Source organism: Streptomyces sp. NPDC005811, from assembly GCF_040630405.1.
In the GTDB taxonomy this organism is placed as follows: Bacteria; Actinomycetota; Actinomycetes; order Streptomycetales; family Streptomycetaceae; genus Streptomyces.
This window is the reverse complement of sequence record NZ_JBEXXK010000042.1, coordinates 58138-78340: the sequence shown is the minus strand read 5'-3', so window position 1 is coordinate 78340 and position 20203 is coordinate 58138. Positions and strand designations below refer to the sequence as shown.

The 20203-nt window shown below is 73.2% G+C and carries 17 protein-coding genes; 7 read left to right on the top strand and 10 right to left on the bottom strand.

What is annotated here, in order from left to right; all coding sequences use genetic code 11:
• Positions 1-45 precede the first annotated feature (45 nt).
• Positions 46-804, bottom strand: coding sequence for an IclR family transcriptional regulator (locus ABZ490_RS35860; RefSeq protein WP_358999941.1), 759 nt, complete (start codon positions 802-804; stop codon positions 46-48).
• A complete protein-coding gene (locus ABZ490_RS35855; protein WP_358999938.1) occupies positions 735-1307 on the bottom strand; it encodes a hypothetical protein in 573 nt (190 codons plus the stop codon). Before ABZ490_RS35855 ends, ABZ490_RS35860 begins: the two co-directional genes overlap by 70 nt.
• Positions 1308-1444: 137 nt before the next feature.
• Between ABZ490_RS35855 and ABZ490_RS35850 the strand changes: the two genes are divergently transcribed.
• Both ABZ490_RS35850 and ABZ490_RS35845 read left to right on the top strand, forming a co-directional pair.
• Complete coding sequence (locus ABZ490_RS35850; protein ID WP_358999935.1) at positions 1445-2137, top strand: hemerythrin domain-containing protein; 693 nt, start codon at positions 1445-1447, stop codon at positions 2135-2137.
• A 4-nt stretch (positions 2138-2141) separates the two neighbouring features.
• Positions 2142-3053, top strand: a complete 912-nt coding sequence (locus tag ABZ490_RS35845; RefSeq protein ID WP_358999932.1) for a pyridoxamine 5'-phosphate oxidase family protein — start codon at positions 2142-2144, stop codon at positions 3051-3053.
• Here ABZ490_RS35845 and ABZ490_RS35840 read toward each other — a convergent pair.
• Both ABZ490_RS35840 and ABZ490_RS35835 read right to left on the bottom strand, forming a co-directional pair.
• On the bottom strand, positions 3040-3642 hold the full coding sequence (locus ABZ490_RS35840; protein ID WP_358999929.1) for a TetR/AcrR family transcriptional regulator: 603 nt from the start codon (positions 3640-3642) through the stop codon (positions 3040-3042). The genes ABZ490_RS35845 and ABZ490_RS35840 overlap by 14 nt on opposite strands.
• A gap of 22 nt (positions 3643-3664) precedes the next feature.
• Positions 3665-5719, bottom strand: coding sequence for a discoidin domain-containing protein (locus ABZ490_RS35835; protein ID WP_358999926.1), 2055 nt, complete (start codon positions 5717-5719; stop codon positions 3665-3667).
• Positions 5720-5984: 265 nt separating this feature from the next.
• Between ABZ490_RS35835 and ABZ490_RS35830 the strand changes: the two genes are divergently transcribed.
• The 3 genes from ABZ490_RS35830 to ABZ490_RS35820 all read left to right on the top strand — a co-directional run bounded on the left by ABZ490_RS35830 (position 5985) and on the right by ABZ490_RS35820 (position 8711).
• Positions 5985-6362, top strand: a complete 378-nt coding sequence (locus ABZ490_RS35830) for a peptidase inhibitor family I36 protein (RefSeq protein ID WP_358999923.1) — start codon at positions 5985-5987, stop codon at positions 6360-6362.
• A 66-nt stretch (positions 6363-6428) separates the two neighbouring features.
• Positions 6429-7382: a DUF1731 domain-containing protein gene (locus ABZ490_RS35825; protein ID WP_358999921.1), complete on the top strand. Its 954-nt coding sequence runs from the start codon at positions 6429-6431 to the stop codon at positions 7380-7382.
• Between the two features lie 96 nt (positions 7383-7478).
• Positions 7479-8711 carry a cytochrome P450 gene (locus tag ABZ490_RS35820; protein ID WP_358999918.1) on the top strand — a complete coding sequence of 411 codons (1233 nt, stop codon included), beginning with the start codon at positions 7479-7481 and terminating at the stop codon, positions 8709-8711.
• 74 nt (positions 8712-8785) lie between these two features.
• Here the strand turns inward: ABZ490_RS35820 and ABZ490_RS35815 are convergent, their stop codons facing one another.
• From ABZ490_RS35815 to ABZ490_RS35795, 5 genes are all read right to left on the bottom strand, one after another.
• Entirely contained in the window at positions 8786-9502 is a 717-nt protein-coding gene (locus ABZ490_RS35815; RefSeq protein ID WP_358999915.1) for an alpha/beta hydrolase, read from the bottom strand.
• A 23-nt stretch (positions 9503-9525) separates the two neighbouring features.
• The gene (locus ABZ490_RS35810) at positions 9526-10494 is read right to left on the bottom strand and encodes an alpha/beta hydrolase (RefSeq protein ID WP_358999913.1); all 969 of its coding nucleotides are present in this window, start codon (positions 10492-10494) and stop codon (positions 9526-9528) included.
• 98 nt (positions 10495-10592) lie between these two features.
• A complete protein-coding gene (locus ABZ490_RS35805) occupies positions 10593-11474 on the bottom strand; it encodes a helix-turn-helix domain-containing protein (protein ID WP_358999910.1) in 882 nt (293 codons plus the stop codon).
• Positions 11475-11544: 70 nt separating this feature from the next.
• On the bottom strand, positions 11545-13347 hold the full coding sequence (locus tag ABZ490_RS35800) for a BTAD domain-containing putative transcriptional regulator (RefSeq protein WP_358999907.1): 1803 nt from the start codon (positions 13345-13347) through the stop codon (positions 11545-11547).
• Positions 13337-16162 carry a BTAD domain-containing putative transcriptional regulator gene (locus tag ABZ490_RS35795; RefSeq protein ID WP_358999904.1) on the bottom strand — a complete coding sequence of 942 codons (2826 nt, stop codon included), beginning with the start codon at positions 16160-16162 and terminating at the stop codon, positions 13337-13339. Before ABZ490_RS35795 ends, ABZ490_RS35800 begins: the two co-directional genes overlap by 11 nt.
• Positions 16163-16405: 243 nt before the next feature.
• Here ABZ490_RS35795 and ABZ490_RS35790 point away from each other — a divergent pair, with 243 nt between their 5' ends.
• Positions 16406-18562: a GH92 family glycosyl hydrolase gene (locus ABZ490_RS35790; protein WP_358999901.1), complete on the top strand. Its 2157-nt coding sequence runs from the start codon at positions 16406-16408 to the stop codon at positions 18560-18562.
• An 8-nt stretch (positions 18563-18570) separates the two neighbouring features.
• Here ABZ490_RS35790 and ABZ490_RS35785 read toward each other — a convergent pair whose 3' ends face one another.
• The gene (locus tag ABZ490_RS35785; protein WP_358999898.1) at positions 18571-19536 is read right to left on the bottom strand and encodes an alpha/beta hydrolase; all 966 of its coding nucleotides are present in this window, start codon (positions 19534-19536) and stop codon (positions 18571-18573) included.
• 170 nt (positions 19537-19706) lie between these two features.
• Here ABZ490_RS35785 and ABZ490_RS35780 point away from each other — a divergent pair, with 170 nt between their 5' ends.
• On the top strand, positions 19707-20189 hold the full coding sequence (locus ABZ490_RS35780) for a MarR family transcriptional regulator (protein WP_358999895.1): 483 nt from the start codon (positions 19707-19709) through the stop codon (positions 20187-20189).
• Positions 20190-20203: the final 14 nt, after the last annotated feature.

The window sequence follows — 20203 nt, the reverse complement described above, 5'->3', positions numbered from 1 at the left end:
ATACAGGAAAACGGGTTCGACACCGGTGTCACAAGGTGCGGGATTTCAGATAGTGAGCGACAGGCCCCTGGTCACGCGGTTCGCCGTGGGGATCAGCCGGTCGCGGACCTCCCGGAGCCGCGGCAGCCGGTCGGCGGGCAGGGACACGCCGAGCGAGCCGAGGATGTCACCGCTGTAGACGGGGACGGCGACGCAGACCGTGCCGAGGGCGTACTCCTCCAGGTCCGTGACCGCGGGGGCCACGGGCGAGGCGTCGAGCTGTCGCAGCAGCTCCGGCATGCTGGTGATCGTCCTCGGGGTGAGATCGGCGAGATGGTGGCGGGAGAGATAGTCGTTGCGGGCCTCCTCGTCCATCTCCCGCAGCACGGACTTGCCCAGCGCCGTCGCGTGTCCGGCGTCCTCGAAGCCCACCCAGAGGTCGACGCGGGGGGTCCGGGGGCCGTCGACGATCTCGGCGACGCGGATCTCGCCCTCCTCGTAGAAGGTGAGGTAGGCGGCGCCCGCGAGTTCGTCCCGCAACGCGGCCAGGGTGGGCCGGACCCGGCTGAGCAGGGCCTGTCCCCGCCCCGTGGTGTGCAGCGTGCGCAGCTTGTCGCCCAGGACGAAGCCGCCGTCCTCCAGTTTGCGCACGTATCCGTCGTGGACCAGGGTGCGCAGCAGGTGGTAGGCGGTGGCCAGGGGCAGACCCGTCTCCCGCGCCAGCTGTTTCGCCGGCGCGCCGTTCTCGTGCGCGCTCACCGCCTCGAGCAGCCGGAAGGCCCGCTGCACGGACGTGATGAGCGTGGGCCCGTCCTGCCCAGCCATAGGACCAGCGTGCGCCGGGCGCGGGCGGCAGGCAAGGCGTACGCCCCGCGCCCCCGTACCCCTACGCCTCTACGGCACGACGGTGGGCCGGGCGGCGCGGGCCGCCGCCAGGCCGGCCGCCGCCCGGTGGGCGTCCGCGGCAAGGTGGGGGAGCGCCAGGCCTCGGCGGTGCGGGCGGCGAGGGCGTAGTGCTCGGCGGCCGACCGGTCCTCGCCGAGCAGCCGGTGGAGATCGCCGAGGGCGTGGGCGACGGGACGGCTCGCGCAGGCCGTGCCCGCCGCGCCCGCCGCGCCCGCGAGCTGGTCCCGGAACGGCAGCATCCGTTCGATCAGCGCCGCCGCGGTGGTGTGGTCGGCCCGCAGGACGGCGAGCTGCGAGCGGAAGTCGAGTTCGAGGCCGTAGAGGTGGTCGGCCAGCAGGGCCCGCCGACGGGGCGCGCCCAGTCCGACCGGTGTGCCCCCGACCTCGGCACCCAGTGAACCCAGGACTCGCATACGCAGCACGCCGCGGGAATCTGCCCGTGCGGCCGCGTGATCCGGTCAACGGACGACAAACGCACCAAGCGGATGCCAAGCGGACGCCAAGCGGCGGCGGGACCCTGGGAGGCCGTAATCGGTACCTGAGCGTTGGAGCCCCGAGCGTGTCCCCCAGCAGTACGACTGACGAACTTCCCCCGGCCGAGCGGCCGTACACCCACGAGATGGTCGTGGTCCACCGTGTCTTCCGCCGCGAGTCGGCGCTGCTGCCCCGGCTGGTGCGGGCGGTGCCCGACGGCGGCACGGCCCGCGCGGCGCAGGTCGCCGGGCATCTGCGCGAGTACGTGGACGGCCTGCACCACCATCACGCGCTGGAGGACGAGCTGGTCTGGCCGTTGCTGCACGCACGGGCCGAGCGGGACGGCGCGCTCGTCGACCGGATGGAGGAGCAGCACGGGCGCATCGACCGCACCCTGGAGGCGGTCGCCGAGTGGGCGCCCGTCTGGGAGCGGGCGGCGGACCGCATCGCGGGCGAGGAACTCGCCCTGGCGCTGGACGCGCACCGGGTCGTCCTGCTGGAGCACCTGGACGACGAGGAGAAGTCGGTGCTCCCGCTGGTGGCGGAGCATCTGTCCGTGGCCGAGTGGGATCTGGTCGGCACGCGCGGTCTGGAGCGCATACCGAAGAACAAGCTGTTCATCGCCCTCGGCGCACTGCTGGAGGAGGCGACCCCGCAGGAGCGGCGGTTCTTCCTCGGCAAGGCGCCGCTGCTGGGCAGACTGTTGTGGGCGGTGGTCGGCAGACGCCAGTACGCCGCGGCCGTCCGCGCGATCCGCGGTCCGCTGGAAGGGCGGTAGGGACATGGCCGTACTCGACTCCGCCCCGCTCGACGTCCTGGACGCCTACCGCACCTGCGAGTTCGTCACGCTCGCCAAGGACGGCACCCCGCTGGTCTGGCCGACGGCGGTCCAGCGGCGCCCGGACGGGACGCTGCTGCTGTCCACGTCCCTGGCGTTCGCGCAGAAGGCGCTGAACATCCGGCGTGACGGGCGGGTGGCGCTGCTCTTCTCCGACCCGACCGGCAGCGGTCTGGACTCGGCCCCGGAGGTGTTCGTCGGGGGCCGGGCCGTGTGCCCGGACGAGATCAGGACGGGTCCGCAGGGCGCCGAGGACTACTGGCGGATGCTCTTCGAGCGGCAGCCGCACAGCCGCGCGTACGTGTCGGTGCCGTTGCGCCGGATGATGGCCTGGTACTACCTGCGGCTGCTGATCACGGTCACGCCGGAACAGGTGGTCGTCCGCGAGCCGTTCGTCCCCTCGGGCGCCCCCGTCCCCGCCGCCGGACTCCTGGGCGCCGACCGGCTCGCCCGGTACGCGAGCGCGGTGCTGGCCGCGCGGGACGCCTCCGGGGCGCCGGTGCTGGCGCGGACCCGGCCCGTCCCGGCGGACGGCGGTTTCGCCGTCGCGGTCCCCGCCGACTGCGCCGCCGTCCCCGGCCCGGCCTCGCTGCTGGCGCACCGGCACGACGAGAAGATCAACAACATGCAGAACGCCCTGGTCCGGGGCGAGTTGAGGAGGGCCGGGGAGTCCTGGCTGCTGGTGCCGGAGCGGGTGGTCGAGCCGATGGGTTCGGGGCGTCCCACCGACGCGTTCAAGGTCCTCGGGCACACCCGGCGGGCCACCGCCCGCTACCTGGAGCGCCGCGGGCTGGCGCAACCGCCGGTCCAGTGGGCGGAGTTCAAGGCGCTGGTGGCGCAGGTCAAGGCGCGCTGACCCGTACCAGCCCGGCGACATGGGCGGTGACCATGTCGAGGACGTCCGTCCCGGTGGCCGCCTCGCCGAGGACCAGGTAGTTGAGGGTCAGCCCGTCGGTCATCGCGGCCAGATAGCGGGCCAGGACCGGGACGGGGACACCGAGTTCGAGGTCCATGCCCCGGCACAGCTCCCCGATGAGCCCGGCGTAGGCCTCCTCGTAGAGCTCGTACTGGCGACGCGCCAGGTGGGCGAAGCCGGGCTCGCGCAGGGCGTACTGGGTGAGTTCGTAGGTCAGCATGTGCTCGTCGGGGTGGGCGCGGACGTGGTCCCAGTACGCCTGGAACCCGGCCCGGACCGTCTCCCCGAGGGTGGCCCTGGGCAGGAGCGCCTCCGTCACGACGCTCACCGAGTGGGCGGTGAGCGTCGTGATGACGGACTCGACGAGGGCCTGCTTGGAGTCGAAGCAGTAGTGGAAGACGCTGAGGGACACCCCGGCCTCGGCGGCGATGGACCGGGTGGTCGTCCTGGGGACGCCGTCCCGGGCCATCGCCCTGATCGCCGCTTCCGTCAGCTGTCTGCGCCGCTGTGCCGACGGCATCCGTGCCATGCGTGTCCCCCGTTGTCGTCCGTCAGGCGCTGTGGACGCCCACCTCGTACAGCGAGTATCCCCAGTCGGTGCCGCGGTCGAGGCCGTGGACCCGGACGTAACGGGCCGGGGTGCCGGTGAACTTGGCCGTGTCCAGGCCTCCGTCGCCGGAGGTGGTGGACCAGGCGGTCGTCCAGGTGCTGCCGTCCGTGGAGAGTTCGATGCGGTACGACTTGCCGTAGGCGCGCTCCCAGTCGAGCGTGACACGGGAGACCAGGTTGGTGGAGCCCAGGTCGACCTGCCAGTACTGGTCGTCGCTCCAGTCGCTGGCCCAGCGGGTGGAGTCGTCGCCGTCCGCGGCCCGGCCCGGCTGGTAGCTGGTGAACGGGTTGGACTCGGACGAACTGGCCGTGGCGGTCTGCCCCTTGGCGAGGTTGACGGAGGCCTGGTGCTGCTCGGTGGCCCCCCAGGTGTCGAGGTAGGTCTCGGCGCCCCGGAAGAGGTCGTCGACGACGTCCTGTCCGCCGACCTTGCGGATGTCCTCGATCCAGTCGGGGATCATGCCGACCTGGGCGGCTCCGTCGGTGTTGAAGTCGAAGGTGCGGGAGCCGGTGGTCTGCTTGTCGATGACCGAGCCGCCGTCGACGCTCTTGAAGGGGTACGTCACCTTGTTCGTGGCGTCGGCGCCGCGCGGGGCGGGGTGGTCGCCGATGCCGTTGAAGTCGGTGCCGAAGCCGTATCCGACGCCGTACTGGTCGCGGAGCGCCTCGGTGCGCTTGGCCTCGGTGACGAAGTCCGTGGAGCCGTGCATGTACTGGGCGACGAACCCGCCGAGGGAGTAGACCCGCCCGGTCCAGTTGAGGTCCATCCAGCTGTGCGAGGAGATCACGCCGGGGTAGTTCGCGGCCTCGAAGATGTCCAGGGCCTGGCCGGTGGCCTTGACGCTCATGTGGTCGATCTCGAGCATCATCTTGCGCTTCATCATCCCGCGCACGGCGTACTCGCCGAGGGAGGTGAGTCCGCGGGTGTTGCACTGGGCGTTGTCGTCGTACTCGGGGACCTCGGTGCCCGCCGGCAGGTCGGCCTCGGCGTCGGAGGCGGCGGTGCCGATGGGGTTGTCGTGCATCGCGGTGGTGCACTTCTCGGTCTGCCAGAAGGTGCCGGTGGACAGGAACTGCCCGACGTTGATGGCCGTGCCGAGGCCGCCCTCGTCGAAGCGGACGCCGCACAGCGCGTTGTCGAACTTGTGGCACAGGAACATGCTGCGCACGCCGAGGGAGTACAGCTCGTCGAGGCCCTTGTCGATGTCGGCCTTGCTGCACTGGGCGATGTCGAAGATCTGCTTGCAGCCGAACGGCTCGGAGGTCTCGACGCCCAGGATCACGGCCAGCTTGCCGGCCTTGATCACGTCACGGGCCTGCGCGCTGTCGGTGACGATGCGGAACCAGCCCTTGCCGGTGCCGCCGTACATCGCGTCGATGTAGGCCTGGAGGTCGTACGTCAGCTTGGCCTGGAGCCGGATCGAGGTCATCTCGTCGCAGCTGCGGTCCTTGAAGGGGTAGATGGAGCAGATCATGCCGTTGGTGACGAGGTCGTTGACCAGCACCCGCTGTCCGCCGCGCCAGGCGCGCTCCACCCAGGCGTAGTAGTTCGCCTGGTGGGTCATCGAGTCGTACGCCGGCCAGTCCGCGAACGTCGGCCAGCCGACCGGGTCGTGCTTCCCGTCACCGCCGTGGGTGATGTAGTCGAAGAGCGCGAGGGTGCCGTCGGGGTAGTGCTCGGGACAGTCCTTGAGCGCGTCGGCGACCCCGGACGTCGAGAACACCTTGCCGCAGATCAGCCGGCCGCCGAAGGCCTCGTTGGAGAACAGGTGGTTGTGCGCGTCGACGAACCCGCGCACCTCCCCGGCGGAGTTGGTGCCGGTGAAGGGCTCACCGGTCACATTGATCTGGGAGTCCGGGGACGGCCGGGAGGTGGGCGTCCACCAGTCGGTCCCGGCCGCCGAACTCTGCGCGGGGCCGAGGATCGAGGCCAGTACGAGAAGGAGCAGCGAGACGACGGTGACGTCGCGGCGTCTGCGGTACGGGCGTCCGGTCATGGTCACAGCCCACGTCCCTCGGTCGGCGGGGTCGCGCGGTCGACGAGGACGCTTTGAACGCCCTTGGGGTTGTCATGACCGACGCAAGATAGTGGGTCGAGAATGCGGACTGACGCCTTTGCGAGTCAAGAGTCCGGGACGCTTGACCTGATGAGCGGGGAGAAGTGGCGGCCGAGATGAACTCCGCGCCGGTGGACAACAGTTGAACAATCGGACGGTGATTCCCTTCCTTCCGGAACATTCCTGAACGAAGGACGGAAACCCCATGACGCTCCAGCGAATCGTCCGACGCGCCGCCGTACCCGCCGCGATGACGGCCGCCCTGGTCGGCGCCACACTGGCCGCGGCCCCCTCGGCGAGCGCCGCCGAGAGCGACTGTCCCGCGGCGATGGTGTGCGTCTTCCAGGACATCTACTTCCAGGGACGCATGGTCGGCCAGACCGATCCGTACCGGTCCAACATCGGCGACTACATGAACGACCGGACGAGCTCCATCGTCAACCGGACCGACCGGGACATCTGCTTCTACCAGAACATCGACTACCAGGGGGACATGCTGATGTGGGTCCCCGCCCGCTCCGCCGCCGGCGTCCTGGTGGAGGGCGCCAACGACCGCATCAGCTCCTTCAAGCCCTGTTGGTAGACACGATGTTTTGAACACGTTCAAAACACGGGTAGGCTCCTCCGCACACAGCGAGGGGAGCCTGTCGTGAAGTTCGTGTTGCCCGGGGGGACCGGGCAGGTCGGAAGTGTGCTGCGGCGGGCCCTGACGGCGGGCGGGCACGAGGTCGTCGTGCTCAGCAGGCGACCGTCCGGACCGGGCGAGGTCGCGTGGGACGGGCGGACCCGAGGGGCCTGGTGCGAGGAGATCGACGGCAGCGACGCCGTGATCAACCTGGCCGGGCGGAGCGTGAGTTGCCGCTACACCCCGGAGAACCTCAAAGCCATGATGGACTCCCGGGTGGACTCGGCGCGGGTCGTGGGCGAGGCGATCGCCGCCGCCGCGCGGCCGCCGAAGGTGTGGCTCCAGATGAGCACCGCGACGATCTACGCCCACCGCTTCGACGCGGCCCACGACGAGGACACCGGGGTGCTCGGCGGCCACGAGAGGGATGTGCCGGGCCATTGGGCCTACAGCGTCGACATCGCCACCGCCTGGGAGCGCGAACTGGAGACGGCCGCCACCCCGCACACCCGCAAGGTGGCGCTGCGCTCCGCGATGGTGATGAGCCCGGACCGGGGCGGGGTGTTCGACGTCCTGTCCTGGCTTGCCCGGCTGGGAATGGGCGGACCGGTGGCGGGCGGCGCGCAGTTCGTGTCGTGGATCCACGACCGGGACTTCGTGCGCGCCGTGGAGTTCCTCGTGGAGCGCGACGACCTCGCCGGGCCGGTGAACCTGGCCGCCCCCGCGCCGCTGCCGCAGCGCGCCCTCATGCGGGGGCTGCGCTCCGCGTGGGGCGTCCCGGTGGGGCTGCCGGCGACGAAGTGGATGGCGGAGCTGGGCGCCCTCGCCCTGCGCTCGGACACCGAACTGCTCCTCAAGAGCCGCCGTGTCGTCCCCGGCCGGCTCCTCGCCGCGGGCTTCACCTTCGGCCACCCGCACTGGCCGGGGGCCGCCGAGGATCTCGTACGACGCCGCCGGCAGCGCCCGCCGACGCCGTGACGTGGGTCACGTACAGGCGAACGTCAGTCTTCTGACGGGAAGTTGTCAGGTCGCTGCGGTTGCATGACCGGGGACGTTCCCCCCACCAGGAGTGCCATGACCCCCATGCTCGCGCCCGACCCGTCCGAGTCCGTCCCCGACTTCCCCATGCCGAGGGACCCGGCCTGCCCGTTCGCGCCGCCCCCGGAGATGATGCGCCTGCACGACGAGCGGCCGGTCTCCAAGGTCCGCCTCTGGGACGGCAGTACGCACTGGCTCGTCACCCGCTACGACGACCAGCGCGCCCTGTACGGCGACGCGAGGCTCAGCGTCGACGTCACCCGGGCCGGCTTCCCCTACCTCAGCGCCGGGTTCAAGGAGACCGCGGGGAAGACCCCGCCGTCGTTCCTGAACATGGACGACCCCGACCACGCCCGGATCCGCCGGATGGTCACCGCGCCCTTCACCATCAAGCGGATGGAGGCCCTGCGGCCCGCGGTCCAGCGGATCACGGACGAGCTGGTCGACGCGATGCTAGCGGGGCCGAACCCGGTCGACCTGGTCGACGCCCTCGCGCTGCCGCTGCCGTCCCTGGTGATCTGCGAACTGCTGGGCGTCCCCTACGAGGACCACGACTTCTTCCAGCGGCACAGCAAGGTCGGGGTGAGCCGTGAGTCGACCGCGGAGGAGTCCCGGGCCGCCAATCTGGCGCTCTACCGGTACCTGGAGCGGCTGCTCGACGTGAAGCTCGCCGACCCGGCCGACGACATGCTCTCCGACCTCGCCGCCCGCACCGCCGCCGGAGAACTGACCCGGCACGAGGCGGCGATGCTGGGCGTGCTGCTGCTCGGCGCCGGGCACGAGACCACCGCCAACATGATCTCCCTGGGCGTGCTGGCGCTGCTGGAGCACCCCGGGCAGCTGGCCGCCGTCCGCGACACCGACGACCCGAAGGTGCTGGCGGGCGCGGTGGAGGAACTGCTGCGCTATCTGACCGTCGTGCACAGCGGTCAGCGGCGGCTCGCCCTGGAGGACCTGGAGGTCGGCGGGCAGCGGATCCGCGCCGGGGAGGGCGTCATCATCCCGGGCGCGACCGGCAACTGGAGCCCGGACCGCTTCCCCGACCCCGGCCGGCTCGACGTGCGCCGCGACGCCCGCCGTCACATGGCGTTCGGCTTCGGCATCCACCAGTGCCTGGGCCAGCCGCTGGCCCGCATCGAACTCCAGGTGGTGTACGGCACGTTGTTCCGCCGGGTACCCGGCCTGCGGGTCGCGGCGAAGCCGGCGGAGATCCCGTTCAAGGACGACGGGATCGTGTACGGCGTCCATGAGCTGCCGGTGACCTGGTAGCGCACCGGGGCCGGCAGCCCGGGGCCGCGCGGACGCGCACAGGGGGGAGTGTCCGCGCGGCGTTCGGGTGAGCGTCAGCTCGTGGCGCGCACCGCGTCACGGATCAGCTCGGCGACCTCCTTCGGCCGCGAGACCGCGACCGCGTGCGAGGCGCCTTCCAGCTCGACGACGGTCGCCCCGGCGCGCTCGGCGCCGAACCGCTCCACGTCGGGGTTGATGGCCTCGTCGGCGGCGGCGATCAGCGCCCAGGACGGCTTGGTGTGCCAGGCGGCCGCGGCGGCCTTCTCCTCGAACGCGGCGGCGGCCAGCGGGCGCTGGGCCGCGGCGAGGACCTTGGTGACGTCCGCGGGGACGTCGGCGGCGAACACGCCCGGGAAGGCGTCCTCGGCGATGGTGACCTCGACGGCGGTCTCGCCGCCCGGAGTGGGGTACGTCCACTCCTTGAGGTTGCTCACCAGCGGGGAGAGCGGGAAGCGGCCCTGGAGCTCACCGAGGCTCTCGCCCTCCTCCAGCGCGTAGGCGGCGACGTAGACGAGACCGACGACGTTCTCCGTGACACCGGCGACCGTGATCAGGGCGCCGCCGTAGGAGTGGCCGACCAGGACGACGGGGCCGTCGATCTGGGCGGCGACGGAGGCGACGTAGGCCGCGTCGGAGGCGAGGCCGCGCAGGGGGTTGGGCGGGGCGATCACGGGGATGCCGTGGCCCTGGAGTTCCGTGATGACGCCGGACCAGCTGGTGGCGTCGGCGAACGCGCCGTGGATGAGGACGACGGTGGGGGTGGTGGACATGGTGATCCTCTCCTGGGGTCAGGTCAGACGTGCAGCGCGTCGCGCAGGGTGCCGACGGCGAGGGTGATGGCCGCCTCGGCGGCGTGGGTCGGGCGCAGGGCGTTGAGCATCACGAAGTCGTGGATGATGCCCTGGAACCGGACGGCGGTGACGGGGACACCGGCCTCACGCAGCTTGTTCGCGTACGCCTCGCCCTCGTCCCGCAGGACGTCCGCCTCACCCGTGATCACCAGCGCCGGAGGCAGGTCCTTCAGCTGCTCCACCGTGGCCCGCAGCGGGGACGCCGTGATCTGCGCCCGCTCGCCCTCGTCGGTCGTGTACTGGTCCCAGAACCACTGCATCCCGTCGCGCCGCAGGAAGTACCCCTCCGCGAACTGGTGATACGACGCGGTGTCGAAGGAGGCATCGGTCACCGGGTAGAACAGCACCTGCTGCACCAGCGGAACACCACCCCGCTCCTTCGCCATCAGCGTCAGAGCAGCGGCCATGTTCCCGCCGACCGAGTCACCCGCCACCGCGATCCGCGCACCGTCCAGGCCCTTCGAGGCACCCTCTTCGACGACCCAGCGCGCCACGGCGAAGTTCTGCTCGATCGCCACCGGGTAGCGCACCTCGGGCGACAGGTCGTACTCCGGGAAGACCACGGCGGCCTCGGCGCCGACGGCCAGCTCGCGCACCAGCCGGTCGTGCGTGTGCGCGTTGCCGAACACCCACCCCGCACCATGGATGTAGAGGATCACCGGCAGCACGCCCTCGGCACCGGCCGGACGCACGATCCGCGCCCGCACGCTCCCCGTCGGACCGCCCTCGACGGTGATCCACTCCTCGTCCACCGCCGGCTTGACGATGTCACCGGACTGCACCTCGTCGACGGCCTTGCGGCCCTCCGCCGGGGGCAGGTCGAAGAGGTAGGGCGGGTTGGCGGTCGCCTCGGCGAACGCCGCGGCCTCGGGTTCGAGCACCGGCACGACCGGCTCTACGACGTCGGACATGGCATCTCCTGCTGTGTCTGGATGTGCGTTGTTCTCCTCACGGGACGCTAGGTCCCCCGGGTCGCCGCGCGTTGCCCGCGAGCGCACCGGCGATGTCCTCACAGCGCACGGCGACGGTCGGCGCGGGCCGCCGTGTCGCGCCATTCGCTGGGGGACATGCCGTAGGCGGCGCGGAAGACCCGGCTGAAGTGGGTGGCGCTCAGAAAGCCCCAGCGGGCGGCCACGGCCGCGATGGTACGGCTGCCGCGGCCGTGGCGCATCAGGTCGCGCCGGCATTCGTCGAGTCGGCGGCGCAGGATCCAGCGGCCCACCGAAGTGCCCTCGTCCTGGAACAGCTTGTGCAGGTAGCGCACCGAGACATGGTGGGCGCGGGCGATCACCTCCGGTGACAACTCCGGTTCGGTCAGGTGCAGTTCGACGTACTCCAGGACCCGTGTCAGCACCGGCGAACGGGGGGACGCCGGGTCGGGGCCCCGGGCGCCGAGCTGCTCGACGGCGAGGGTGGACAGGAGGTTCACGGCGTTCCAGGCGAGCATCTCGCCTACCGGCGGGCGTGCCTCGGCCGCCGCGCGGGCGAGGTCGGACAGGAGCGGGGAGAGCAGGGTGCCCAGGCGCGAGGCCCGGGCGACGGGGGTGCGCGCGATCCGCGCGGCGTCGGCCTCGGTGAGCCCGAGGAGATCGGCCGGCACGAGGAACACCGTGGCGCGGAACCACTCGGGAAAGTCCAGGACGGGGGCGTGGCGGACGTCGTAGAAGCAGATGTCCCCGGCGGTGAGGGGGAGGGTGACGGGCTGGGGGTCGGGCTCCGCCGTGCCGCCCCGCAGGCCCACGAAGAGGTACTCGCCGGTGGTCCGGGCCCGGAGCCGGTGCGCGGGATGGGGGCGGCCCTCGGCGGGCAGCGGCCTGCGGGGCTGCTCGCCGTGGTCCTGGGTGAGGATCTCGACGCCCAGGGGCGTACGGACGGTGATGATGGTGGTCACGTGTCCGGACGGTAGGTCGGCGGATGTGCAAAAAGAGTGACAGTCGCGTGTGGGCGGGGTGCGGGCGCTGTCACTGGCCGGGGTCCGGCGCGGGGCGTTCGCCGGTCAAGGTGAGTTCGCCGGCCAGGGCGCCGAGCAGGGTGTGCAGGGTGTAGCGGCCGGGTGCGGGCTCGGCAAGGAGGTGGGCCTCGGCGAGCCGGCCGAGGAGGAGGCGGGTCGTGCGGGGCGGCAGTCCGGTGAGGGCCGCTGCCGTCGCCGGGGTGATGGGGGGTGCGGGGTGGCGGGACAGCGCCCTGAAGAGCCGCGCGGCGTCGTCCGGCAGCCGGCGGTAGGAGGCGAGGAGGGCGGGGCGCAGGGCGGACAGGGCGTCGAGGCCGCCGTGCGCGGCGCGCAGTTCGGCGGCGACGGCGGCGAGGGAGAGCTGCGGGTGACCGGCGAGGCGGGCGGCGACGACCGTGAGGGCCAGCGGCAGCCGGCCGCAGTGGGCGAGGATCTCGGCGGCGGCCGTCGGCTCGGCGGCCGTCCGTGCGGGGCCGGTGCGGCGGGCGAGGATCGCGTGGGCGTCCGCGACGGGCGGCGGTTCGAGCCGGAGCGGGCGGGCCCCCGCGGCGACCAGTCCGGGCAGGGCGCCCCGGCTGGTGACGAGGGTGAGGGCACCCGGTGCGGCGGGCAGCAGCGGGCGCAGCTGTTCGGTGCCGAGGGCGTCGTCGAGCACGACCAGGGCACGGCGCTCCGCCAGCAGCGTGCGGTACAGCCCGGCCCGGGCGGCGACCCCGTCGGGCATGCGCCGGTCGGTCACCCCGAGGGCGGTCAGCAACTCCCGGAGTGCGTCGACCGGTTCGAGCGCGGGCCGGCCGGGGTCGGATCCGCGCAGGTCCACCTCCAGCCGGCCGTCCGGGTACCGGGCCGCCGCCCGGTCCGCCCAGTGTGCGGCGAGGGCGCTCTTGCCCACCCCGGGCATCCCCCCGACGAGCACCACGCCCGAGCCCCGTGCCAGCTCCGACAGCCGCGCCGACTCGTCCTCCCGCCCCACGAAGAGGGCCGGGCCGGCGGACGGCGCGGTCCCGCCCGGCGGTCCTCCGTGTCCCGCGGCTCCCGAGCGGCGCACCTCCTGGCGCAGGACGCGGGTGTGGGCGGCCGTCAGTTCCGTGCCGGGGGTGAGGGAGAGGTCGGTGGCGAGACGGCGGCGGATGTCGTCGTACGTGCCGAGCGCCTCCGCCTGGAGGCCGCAGGCGGCGAGGGCGAGCACGAGACGGGCGTGCAGGGACTCGTCGAGGGGTTCGCGCGCGGCGGCCTCGCGCAGGGCGGGGAGGACGTCGTCGGCGTGGCCGGACAGCAGGGCGGCGTCGGCCGCGAGACGGGCGGTGTCGAGGAGTTCACGGTGGACAGCCGTGAACCGGACGTGGGCGCGGACGGGTTCGGGGATGCCCATCGCCAGCGGGCCGTGCCACTCCCCCAGCGCCCGGACGAAGCGGTGGGCCGCTGTCTCTGCCCGTCCGGTGGCCGCGGCCCGCTTGCCCTGCCGGGTGAGTTCACGGAACCGCAGCAGGTCGACCTCGTCCGGCTCCGCCGCGAGGAGGTAGCCGCCGGAGCCGCGCAGCAGACGGCTGCCGGGGGCCCGGGGCGGCAGTCCGGGTTCCAGGAGGCGGCGCAGGTCGGCGGCGTAGCGGCGGACGACGTTCGGCGCGCTGGCGGGCGGCCCTTCGGGCCAGAGGGTGTCGAGGATCTCGGCGGTCGGCACGGTCCGGCCGGTGTGCAGCAGGAGCAGGGCGAGCAGGGCGCGCTGCTGGGGGAAGCCGAGGTCGAGTTCCTGTGCGCCGCGCCGCACCCGGACGGGACCGAGCACCTGGAACCGGGTCGGTTCAGCAGGCACCGGCCCGCCCCTCCCCGCCCCTCAACCGCGTCTCGACCGCGTCCGCGTCGGGGTGGCCGAGCCCGCGGAGCAGCTCCAGTGCCTGCGTCCACGCCTCGTGGGCCGACGGCTCGTCGCCCATGGCGAGGTGGGTGTCCCCGGCGCGGGTGAGGATGTCGGCCTCCAGGTAGGGCACGCCGAGTTCCCGCAGCAGGGCGAGGGCGTTGCGGTAGCCGAGGAGGGCGTGCGGGTGGCGGCCGAGGTGGTGGTGGGCGTAGGCGATGCTGTCCCAGGTGGCGGCCTGGCCGTACCGGTCGCCGAGGTCCTGGAGCATGCGGAGCGCCTCGTGGCAGTGCGCCAGCGCCGGACGGTACTCGCCGAGCAGGGCGTGGTACCAGCCGACCGAGTTGAGGACGCTCGCCTGGGCCGCGTGGTCGCCGAGGGCGCGGAACACGGCGAGGGCGAGCTGGTTGTGGCGCAGGGCGCCGGGCAGGTCGCCCTGCTGGTCGCACTCCCAGCCGAGGCTGCGGTGGGTGTGGGCGCGGCCGGTGTCGTCGCCCAGTCCGGCGAAGAGGTCCAGGGCCTGTTCGAGGCGGGGGACGGCGCGGGTGTGCAGGCCGAGGCGGCCCTCGATGCGGGCCAGTCCGCGCAGGCCGCGGGCGAGGAGGACGGGGTCGCCGAGCCGCCGGGCGGTGTCGAGTGCGGTGCGCTGGGCGGTGTGCGCGTCGTGCCAGTGGCCGCGCCGGTCGAAGAACGGCTCCAGGGACCAGGCCAGTTGACAGGCGAGGCGTTCGCGCGCGGGCCGGCCGGAGGCGGCGGCGGTACTCACGAGCGCCAGCAGGACGGCGTGTTCGGCGGTGAGCCAGGCCAGGGCGCGGTGGTCGTCGGCGAGCGGCTCGGGCCGGGCGCCCTCGGGCGCGGGCGGTGGGGGCAGCGGGTCGGAGGTGGGCGCGAGGAGGCGGTCGGCGGTGTGCGCGGTGTGCAGATAGTGGTGGTGGAGCCGGTCGAGGGCGGTGTCCCGCTCGGCCTCGGTCTCGTGCTCGTGGAGGAGTTCGCCGGCGTGGGCGCGCAGCAGGTCGTGGAGGGAGTGGCGGGCGGGGCTGTGTTCGGCGACGAGGTGGAGGCCGGTCAGTTCGGCGAGCAGTCGGCGGGTGCGGCGCTCCGTCAGGCCCGTGAGGGCGGCCGCGGCCGGGAGGGTGACGTCGGGGCCGGGGTGCAGGGCCAGGAGGCGGAACAGGCGCGCCGCGTCGGGGGACACGGCGTCCGTGGACCAGGAGAAGACCGTGCCGACGTCGACGGAGGCGTCGGCGCGGGCGAAGGCGTCGAGGCTGCCGTGGGCCGCGCGCAGTTCGCCGGCGATGTCGGCGAGCCGGAAGTGGGGGTGGGCGGCGGCGCGGGCGGCGACACAGGCGAGGGCGAGGGGCAGCCCGGCGCACAGCGCGCCGATCTCGTCGGCGGCCCGTGGCTCGGCGGCCACCCGTGCCGCGCCGAGCCGGCGGGCGAGGAAGGCGCGGGAGTGGTCCTCGTCGAAGGGGCGCAGGATCAGGGAGCGGGCGCCGTGGGCGGCGACCAGGCCGGGCAGTTCGTCGCGGCTGGTGACGAGCGTCAGACAGCCGGGCGAGCCGGGCAGCAGCGGTTGCACGTGGTCCGTGTCGCGGGCGTTGTCGAGCACGACGAGGATCCGCCGTCCCGCGAGGGTGCTGCGGTAGAGCGCGCTCTGCGCGGCCGTCCCGTGCGGGACGCGTTCGGGCGGCACGCCGAGGGCGTCCAGGAACCCGCGGACGGCCTCTCCGGGGTCCATGACCGCGCCGGACGGGTCGAAGCCGCGCAGGTTCACATAGAGCTGCCCGTCGGGGAACCGGTCGGCGATCCGGTGCGCCCAGTGCACGGCGAGGGTGGTCTTGCCGACGCCCGCCATGCCGCCGACCGCGCCGATCACCACGGTTCCGGGACGGGGCTGGTCCGCGTCGAACAGCGCGAGGGCCTCGTCCAGTTCGGCCTCCCGGCCGGTGAACAGGGGCAGGTCGTACGGCAGTTGCGACGGGGGGACGTGCGGGAGGGCGCCGGCCGGGGCGGGTTCGCCGGGGAGTGCCGCGTGGGCGTCCCTCAGTTCGGGGCCGGGGTCGATCCCCAGCTCCTCGGCGAGGCGGGCCCGTACGGTCTCGTACACGGCGCTCGCCTCGGTGCGGTGCCCGGCCGCCGCGAGCAGCCGGAGGAGGCCGGCGTGGACGGGTTCGTCCAGCGGATGGTCGGCGGCGGCCCGGCGCAGGGGCGGCAGGGCCGGCTCCGGCAGTCCGGCGCGCAGCGCCGCGTCGGCCAGCTCCCGGGCGGCCGCGAGCCGTTCCCGCTCGATCGCGTCGAACAGGGGGTGGCTGCGGGCGGGCGCGGGGATGCCGTCGCCGATCGGACCGTGCCACAACCCCAGGGCCTCGGTGAGGAGTTCGGCCGCATGGGCGGGTGCGGTGTCCGTGCTGTGCCGGGCGGTCTCGCGCAGGGCGCGGAACCGCGGGAGGTCGGCGTGGTCACCGTCGGTGACGAGTCGGTAGCCGCCGGCGTCCCGGACGAGCCGACTGCCCGCGGCGCGGGCGGGGAGCCCGGGCTCCAGCAGGCGGCGCAGCGAACCCACGTGCCGCCGGACGACGTTGACCGCGCTGCGCGGCGGTTCCGCGCCCCACAGCACGTCCACGATCTCGCTCATGGCGACCGGTTGGCCCGGTCTGGCCAGCAGCAGCGCCAGGAAGGCGCGCTCCTGCGGCCCGCCGGCGTCCAGCTCCGTCTCCCCGCGGTACACCCGCAGGGCGCCCAGCACCATGAACCGCACCGGCTGCGGCGGCACGCGATCCCCTCCCCTTCCTGTCCCGGCCCCGCTTAGACCTTACGTCACCAGCCGAGTTACCCAGAGTTACGAACCGGACGTCCGCCCTGTTCACCGGGGTCACGGCCGGCCGGGACTGCGCCGTGTGCCTGACTTCCGGGTGTCGTCCGGCACGGCGCCTCGGTGTGCGCGGTCGGCGAGGTGACAGTGGGCCTCTCCCGCGCCGTGCGCTCCGCCGGCCTCCCGCGACGCAAGGAGAACTCGTTGCGCCTGTCACCTCTCGGGGCCGCCGTGGCGGCGGTCGTGCTGCTGGCCCCGCCCGCGCGGGCCGGCGCCACGTCCCTGCCGTCCCTCACCGACCCGGCCCGCTACGTCAACCCCTTCGTCGGCACCAGGCCGGGCGGGGTCGACTGGGGCCACGGAGGCGGCGGCGGGAACACCTTCCCCGGTGCGTCGGCACCGCTGGGCGGCATCCAGTGGAGCCCGGACACGGTCACCCGCCAGTTCGGCGGCTACGCCTACACCGACGACCGCATCCGCGGCTTCAGCCTCACCCACCTGTCCGGCGCGGGCTGCGGCGACTACGGGAACGTACCGTTCATGCCGCTGACGGGCCGGCCCGTGGCCGACCCGGAGGCCCGGTACGCGACGTTCTCGCACACCGCCGAGCGGGCGGCGCCCGGCAGTTACCGGGTCGACTTCGACAACGGGATCCGCACCGAACTCGCCGCCACCCGGCGGTCCGGGGTCGCCCGGCTGACCTTCCCGGCGGACGCCCCGGAGCCGGCCGGGCTGACCGTCGACGCCGGGCGGGCCTGGAACAAGGCCACCGGCTCGGTCGCCGTCGGCGCCCGGACCCTGTCCGGCTTCACGGACAGCGGCGGCTTCTGCGGTACGTCCGTGCACTACCGCCTCTACTTCCACGCGGAGTTCGACCGGCCGTTCGCGTACAGCGAGCCGCTGGACGGGCGGACGTCGGGGGCGTACGTGTCGTTCGCGCCCGGCACCCGCGAGGTGACCGTGCGGGTCGGCATCTCCTTCGTCAGTGAGGACGCCGCCCGCCGCAACACCCTCGTGGAGCAGCGCGGCCGCTCCCTCGACGCGGTACGGCGGGCCGCCCGCCGGGAGTGGAACGGCTGGCTCGGCCGGATCACCGTGTTCGGCGGCGGCGAGCCGCGGCGCCGGATGTTCTACACCGCGCTGTACCACTCCCTGCTGCACCCCGGTGCCTTCAGCGACGCCGACGGCCGCTACCGGGGCTTCGACGGCCTGGTCCACCGCACCCGGCCCGGGCATGTCCAGTACGCGAACTTCTCCGGCTGGGACGTGTACCGCTCCCAGATCCAGCTGCTGGCGCTGCTCGCCCCGCGCGAGGCATCGGACGTCGCCCAGTCCATCCTCGAACAGGGCCGCCAGGGCGGCTACTTCGACCGCTGGACGCTCGCCAACGGCGGTACCGGGGTGATGGTCGGCGACCCGCTGCCCGCGATGGCGGCCTCCGTCCACGCCTTCGGCGGCACCGACTTCGAGGCCGGCGAGCTGCTGCGCACGGCCGTCGCCGGCCGCCGGGACGACCGGCAGCGCCCCGGACACACCTTCTACGACACGCTCGGCTACATCCCCGCGGGGACGAAGGGCGTCTGGGGCGCGGCGGCCACCACCCTGGAGTACGCGGTGTCCGACGCCGCCCTCGCCCGACTGGCCGGCCGGCTCGGCGACACGGAGACCCGGGCCGAGCTGGAGCGCGCCTCGGGCAACTGGCGCAACCTGCTCCATCCCGGGAGCCGTTACCTCCAGCCCCGCCGCGCCGACGGCACCTGGCCCGCGTTCAGGCCGACGCAGCGCCGGGACTACGTCGAGGGCAACGCGGCGCAGTACACCTGGATGGTGCCGCACGACCTGCCCGGCCTGTTCGCGGCGATGGGCGGCGACGCGGCCGTCACCGCCCGCCTCGACACGTTCTTCACCGATTACAACGCGGGCGCCGACCTGCCGTACGCCTACCTCGGCAACGAGCCGTCCTTCAACACGCCCTGGGCCTACGACTACCTGGGCCGCCCCGACCGCACCCAGGACACCGTGCGGTCCATCCTCGTCACGCTCTTCGGGGACGGCCCGGACGGGCTGGTCGGCAACGACGACCTCGGCGCCATGTCCTCCTGGGCCGTCTGGGCCGCCCTCGGCATGTACCCGCAGATCCCGGGCAGCTCCCAACTGGCCCTGGCCAGCCCGCTCTTCCCGCGGACCCGGATCCACCGGGGCAACGGCGTGACCATCACCGTCGTCGCCCCGCAGGCCTCCGACACGTACTCCCGCGTCCGCGAGGTCCGCCTCGACGGGCGTCCCACGGACCCCCGGTGGCTCCCCGACTCCTTCCCCGCGAAGGGCGGAACGCTGGCCTTCGGCCTCTCGGCCCCATGACCGCCGTGTCACTGGTGCAGGACGTCCCGCAGGGTGCCGACGGCGAGCGTGATGGCCGCCTGCGCGGCATGCGTCTCGCGCAGGGCGTTGAGCATCACGAAGTCGTGGATGATGCCCTGGAACCGGACGGCGGTGACGGGGACACCGGCCTCACGCAGCTTGTTCGCGTACGCCTCGCCCTCGTCCCGCAGGACGTCCGCCTCACCCGTGATCACCAGCGCCGGAGGCAGGTCCCTCAGCTGCTCCACCGTGGCCCGCAGCGGGGACGCCGTGATCTGCGCCCGCTCGCCCTCGTCGGTCGTGTACTGGTCCCAGAACCACTGCATCCCGTCGCGCCGCAGGAAGTACCCCTCCGCGAACTGGTGATACGACGCGGTGTCGAAGGAGGCATCGGTCACCGGGTAGAACAGCACCTGCTGCACCAGCGGAACACCACCCCGCTCCTTCGCCATCAGCGTCAGAGCAGCAGCCATGTTCCCGCCGACCGAGTCACCCGCCACCGCGATCCGCGCACCGTCCAGCCCCTTCGAGGCACCCTCCTCCACCACCCACCGCGCCACCGCGAAGTTCTGCTCGATCGCCACCGGGTAGCGCACCTCGGGCGACAGGTCGTACTCCGGGAACACCACCGCGGCCTGCGCACCCACCGCCAGCTCGCGCACCAGCCGGTCGTGCGTGTGCGCGTTGCCGAACACCCACCCCGCACCATGGATGTAGAGGATCACCGGCAGCACGCCGCCGACGCCGGTCGGCCGCACGATCCGGGCTCGCACGCTCCCGGTGGGCCCGCCCTGGACGGTGATCCACTCCTCGTCGACCACCGGCTTGACGATGTCACCGGACTGCACCTCGTCGACCGTCTTCCGGCCCTCGACAGGGCCGAGGTCGAACAGGTACGGCGGGTTCGCGGTGGCCTCGACGAAGGACTGGGCGGCGGGTTCGAGAACGGGGCGCTGAGCGGCTGTGTCGGTCATGACGACCTCCTCGGTTGGGTGCCGCGGGCAGTTCCCGACGGTAGTCGCGGTCGGGAGCGGCGGCACATCCAGAACAGTAGCCCGCGATTAAATCGTGCACAACCAATAAGCCCTCGATCAATTGGGGAACGATAGAATCGAGAGGACTTCAACGAGAGGGTGATGCCGCCATGACCAGCGCAGACACCGGGAGCAGCGCGGTGGACGAAGCCGCCGCACCGACCGACGGATCCCTGCTCCTGGACGACCAGCTCTGCTTCGCCCTGTACGCCGCGTCCCGCGCGGTCACGGCCCGCTACCGTCCGCTGCTGGACGAGCTGGGCCTCACCTACCCGCAGTACCTCGTGATGCTGGCGCTCTGGGAGCAGGACGCGGTCTCCGTCCGTGAGCTGGGCGCCGCGCTCCAGCTGGAGTCCAGCACCCTCTCCCCCCTCCTCAAGCGCCTGGAGGCACAGGGTCTGCTGCTGCGCGAGCGCCGCCCCGACGACGAGCGCTCGGTCGCCCTGCGCCTCACCGAGGCCGGCACCCGCCTGCGCGAGCGCGCGACCGGCGTCCCGCTCGCCATCGGCGACGCCATGGGGCTCACCCCGCAGCAGGACGCCCTCGCCAAGCAGCTCCTCCGCCTGCTCACGGCGAACGTCACGAACGGCTGATTCGTCCGGCACGC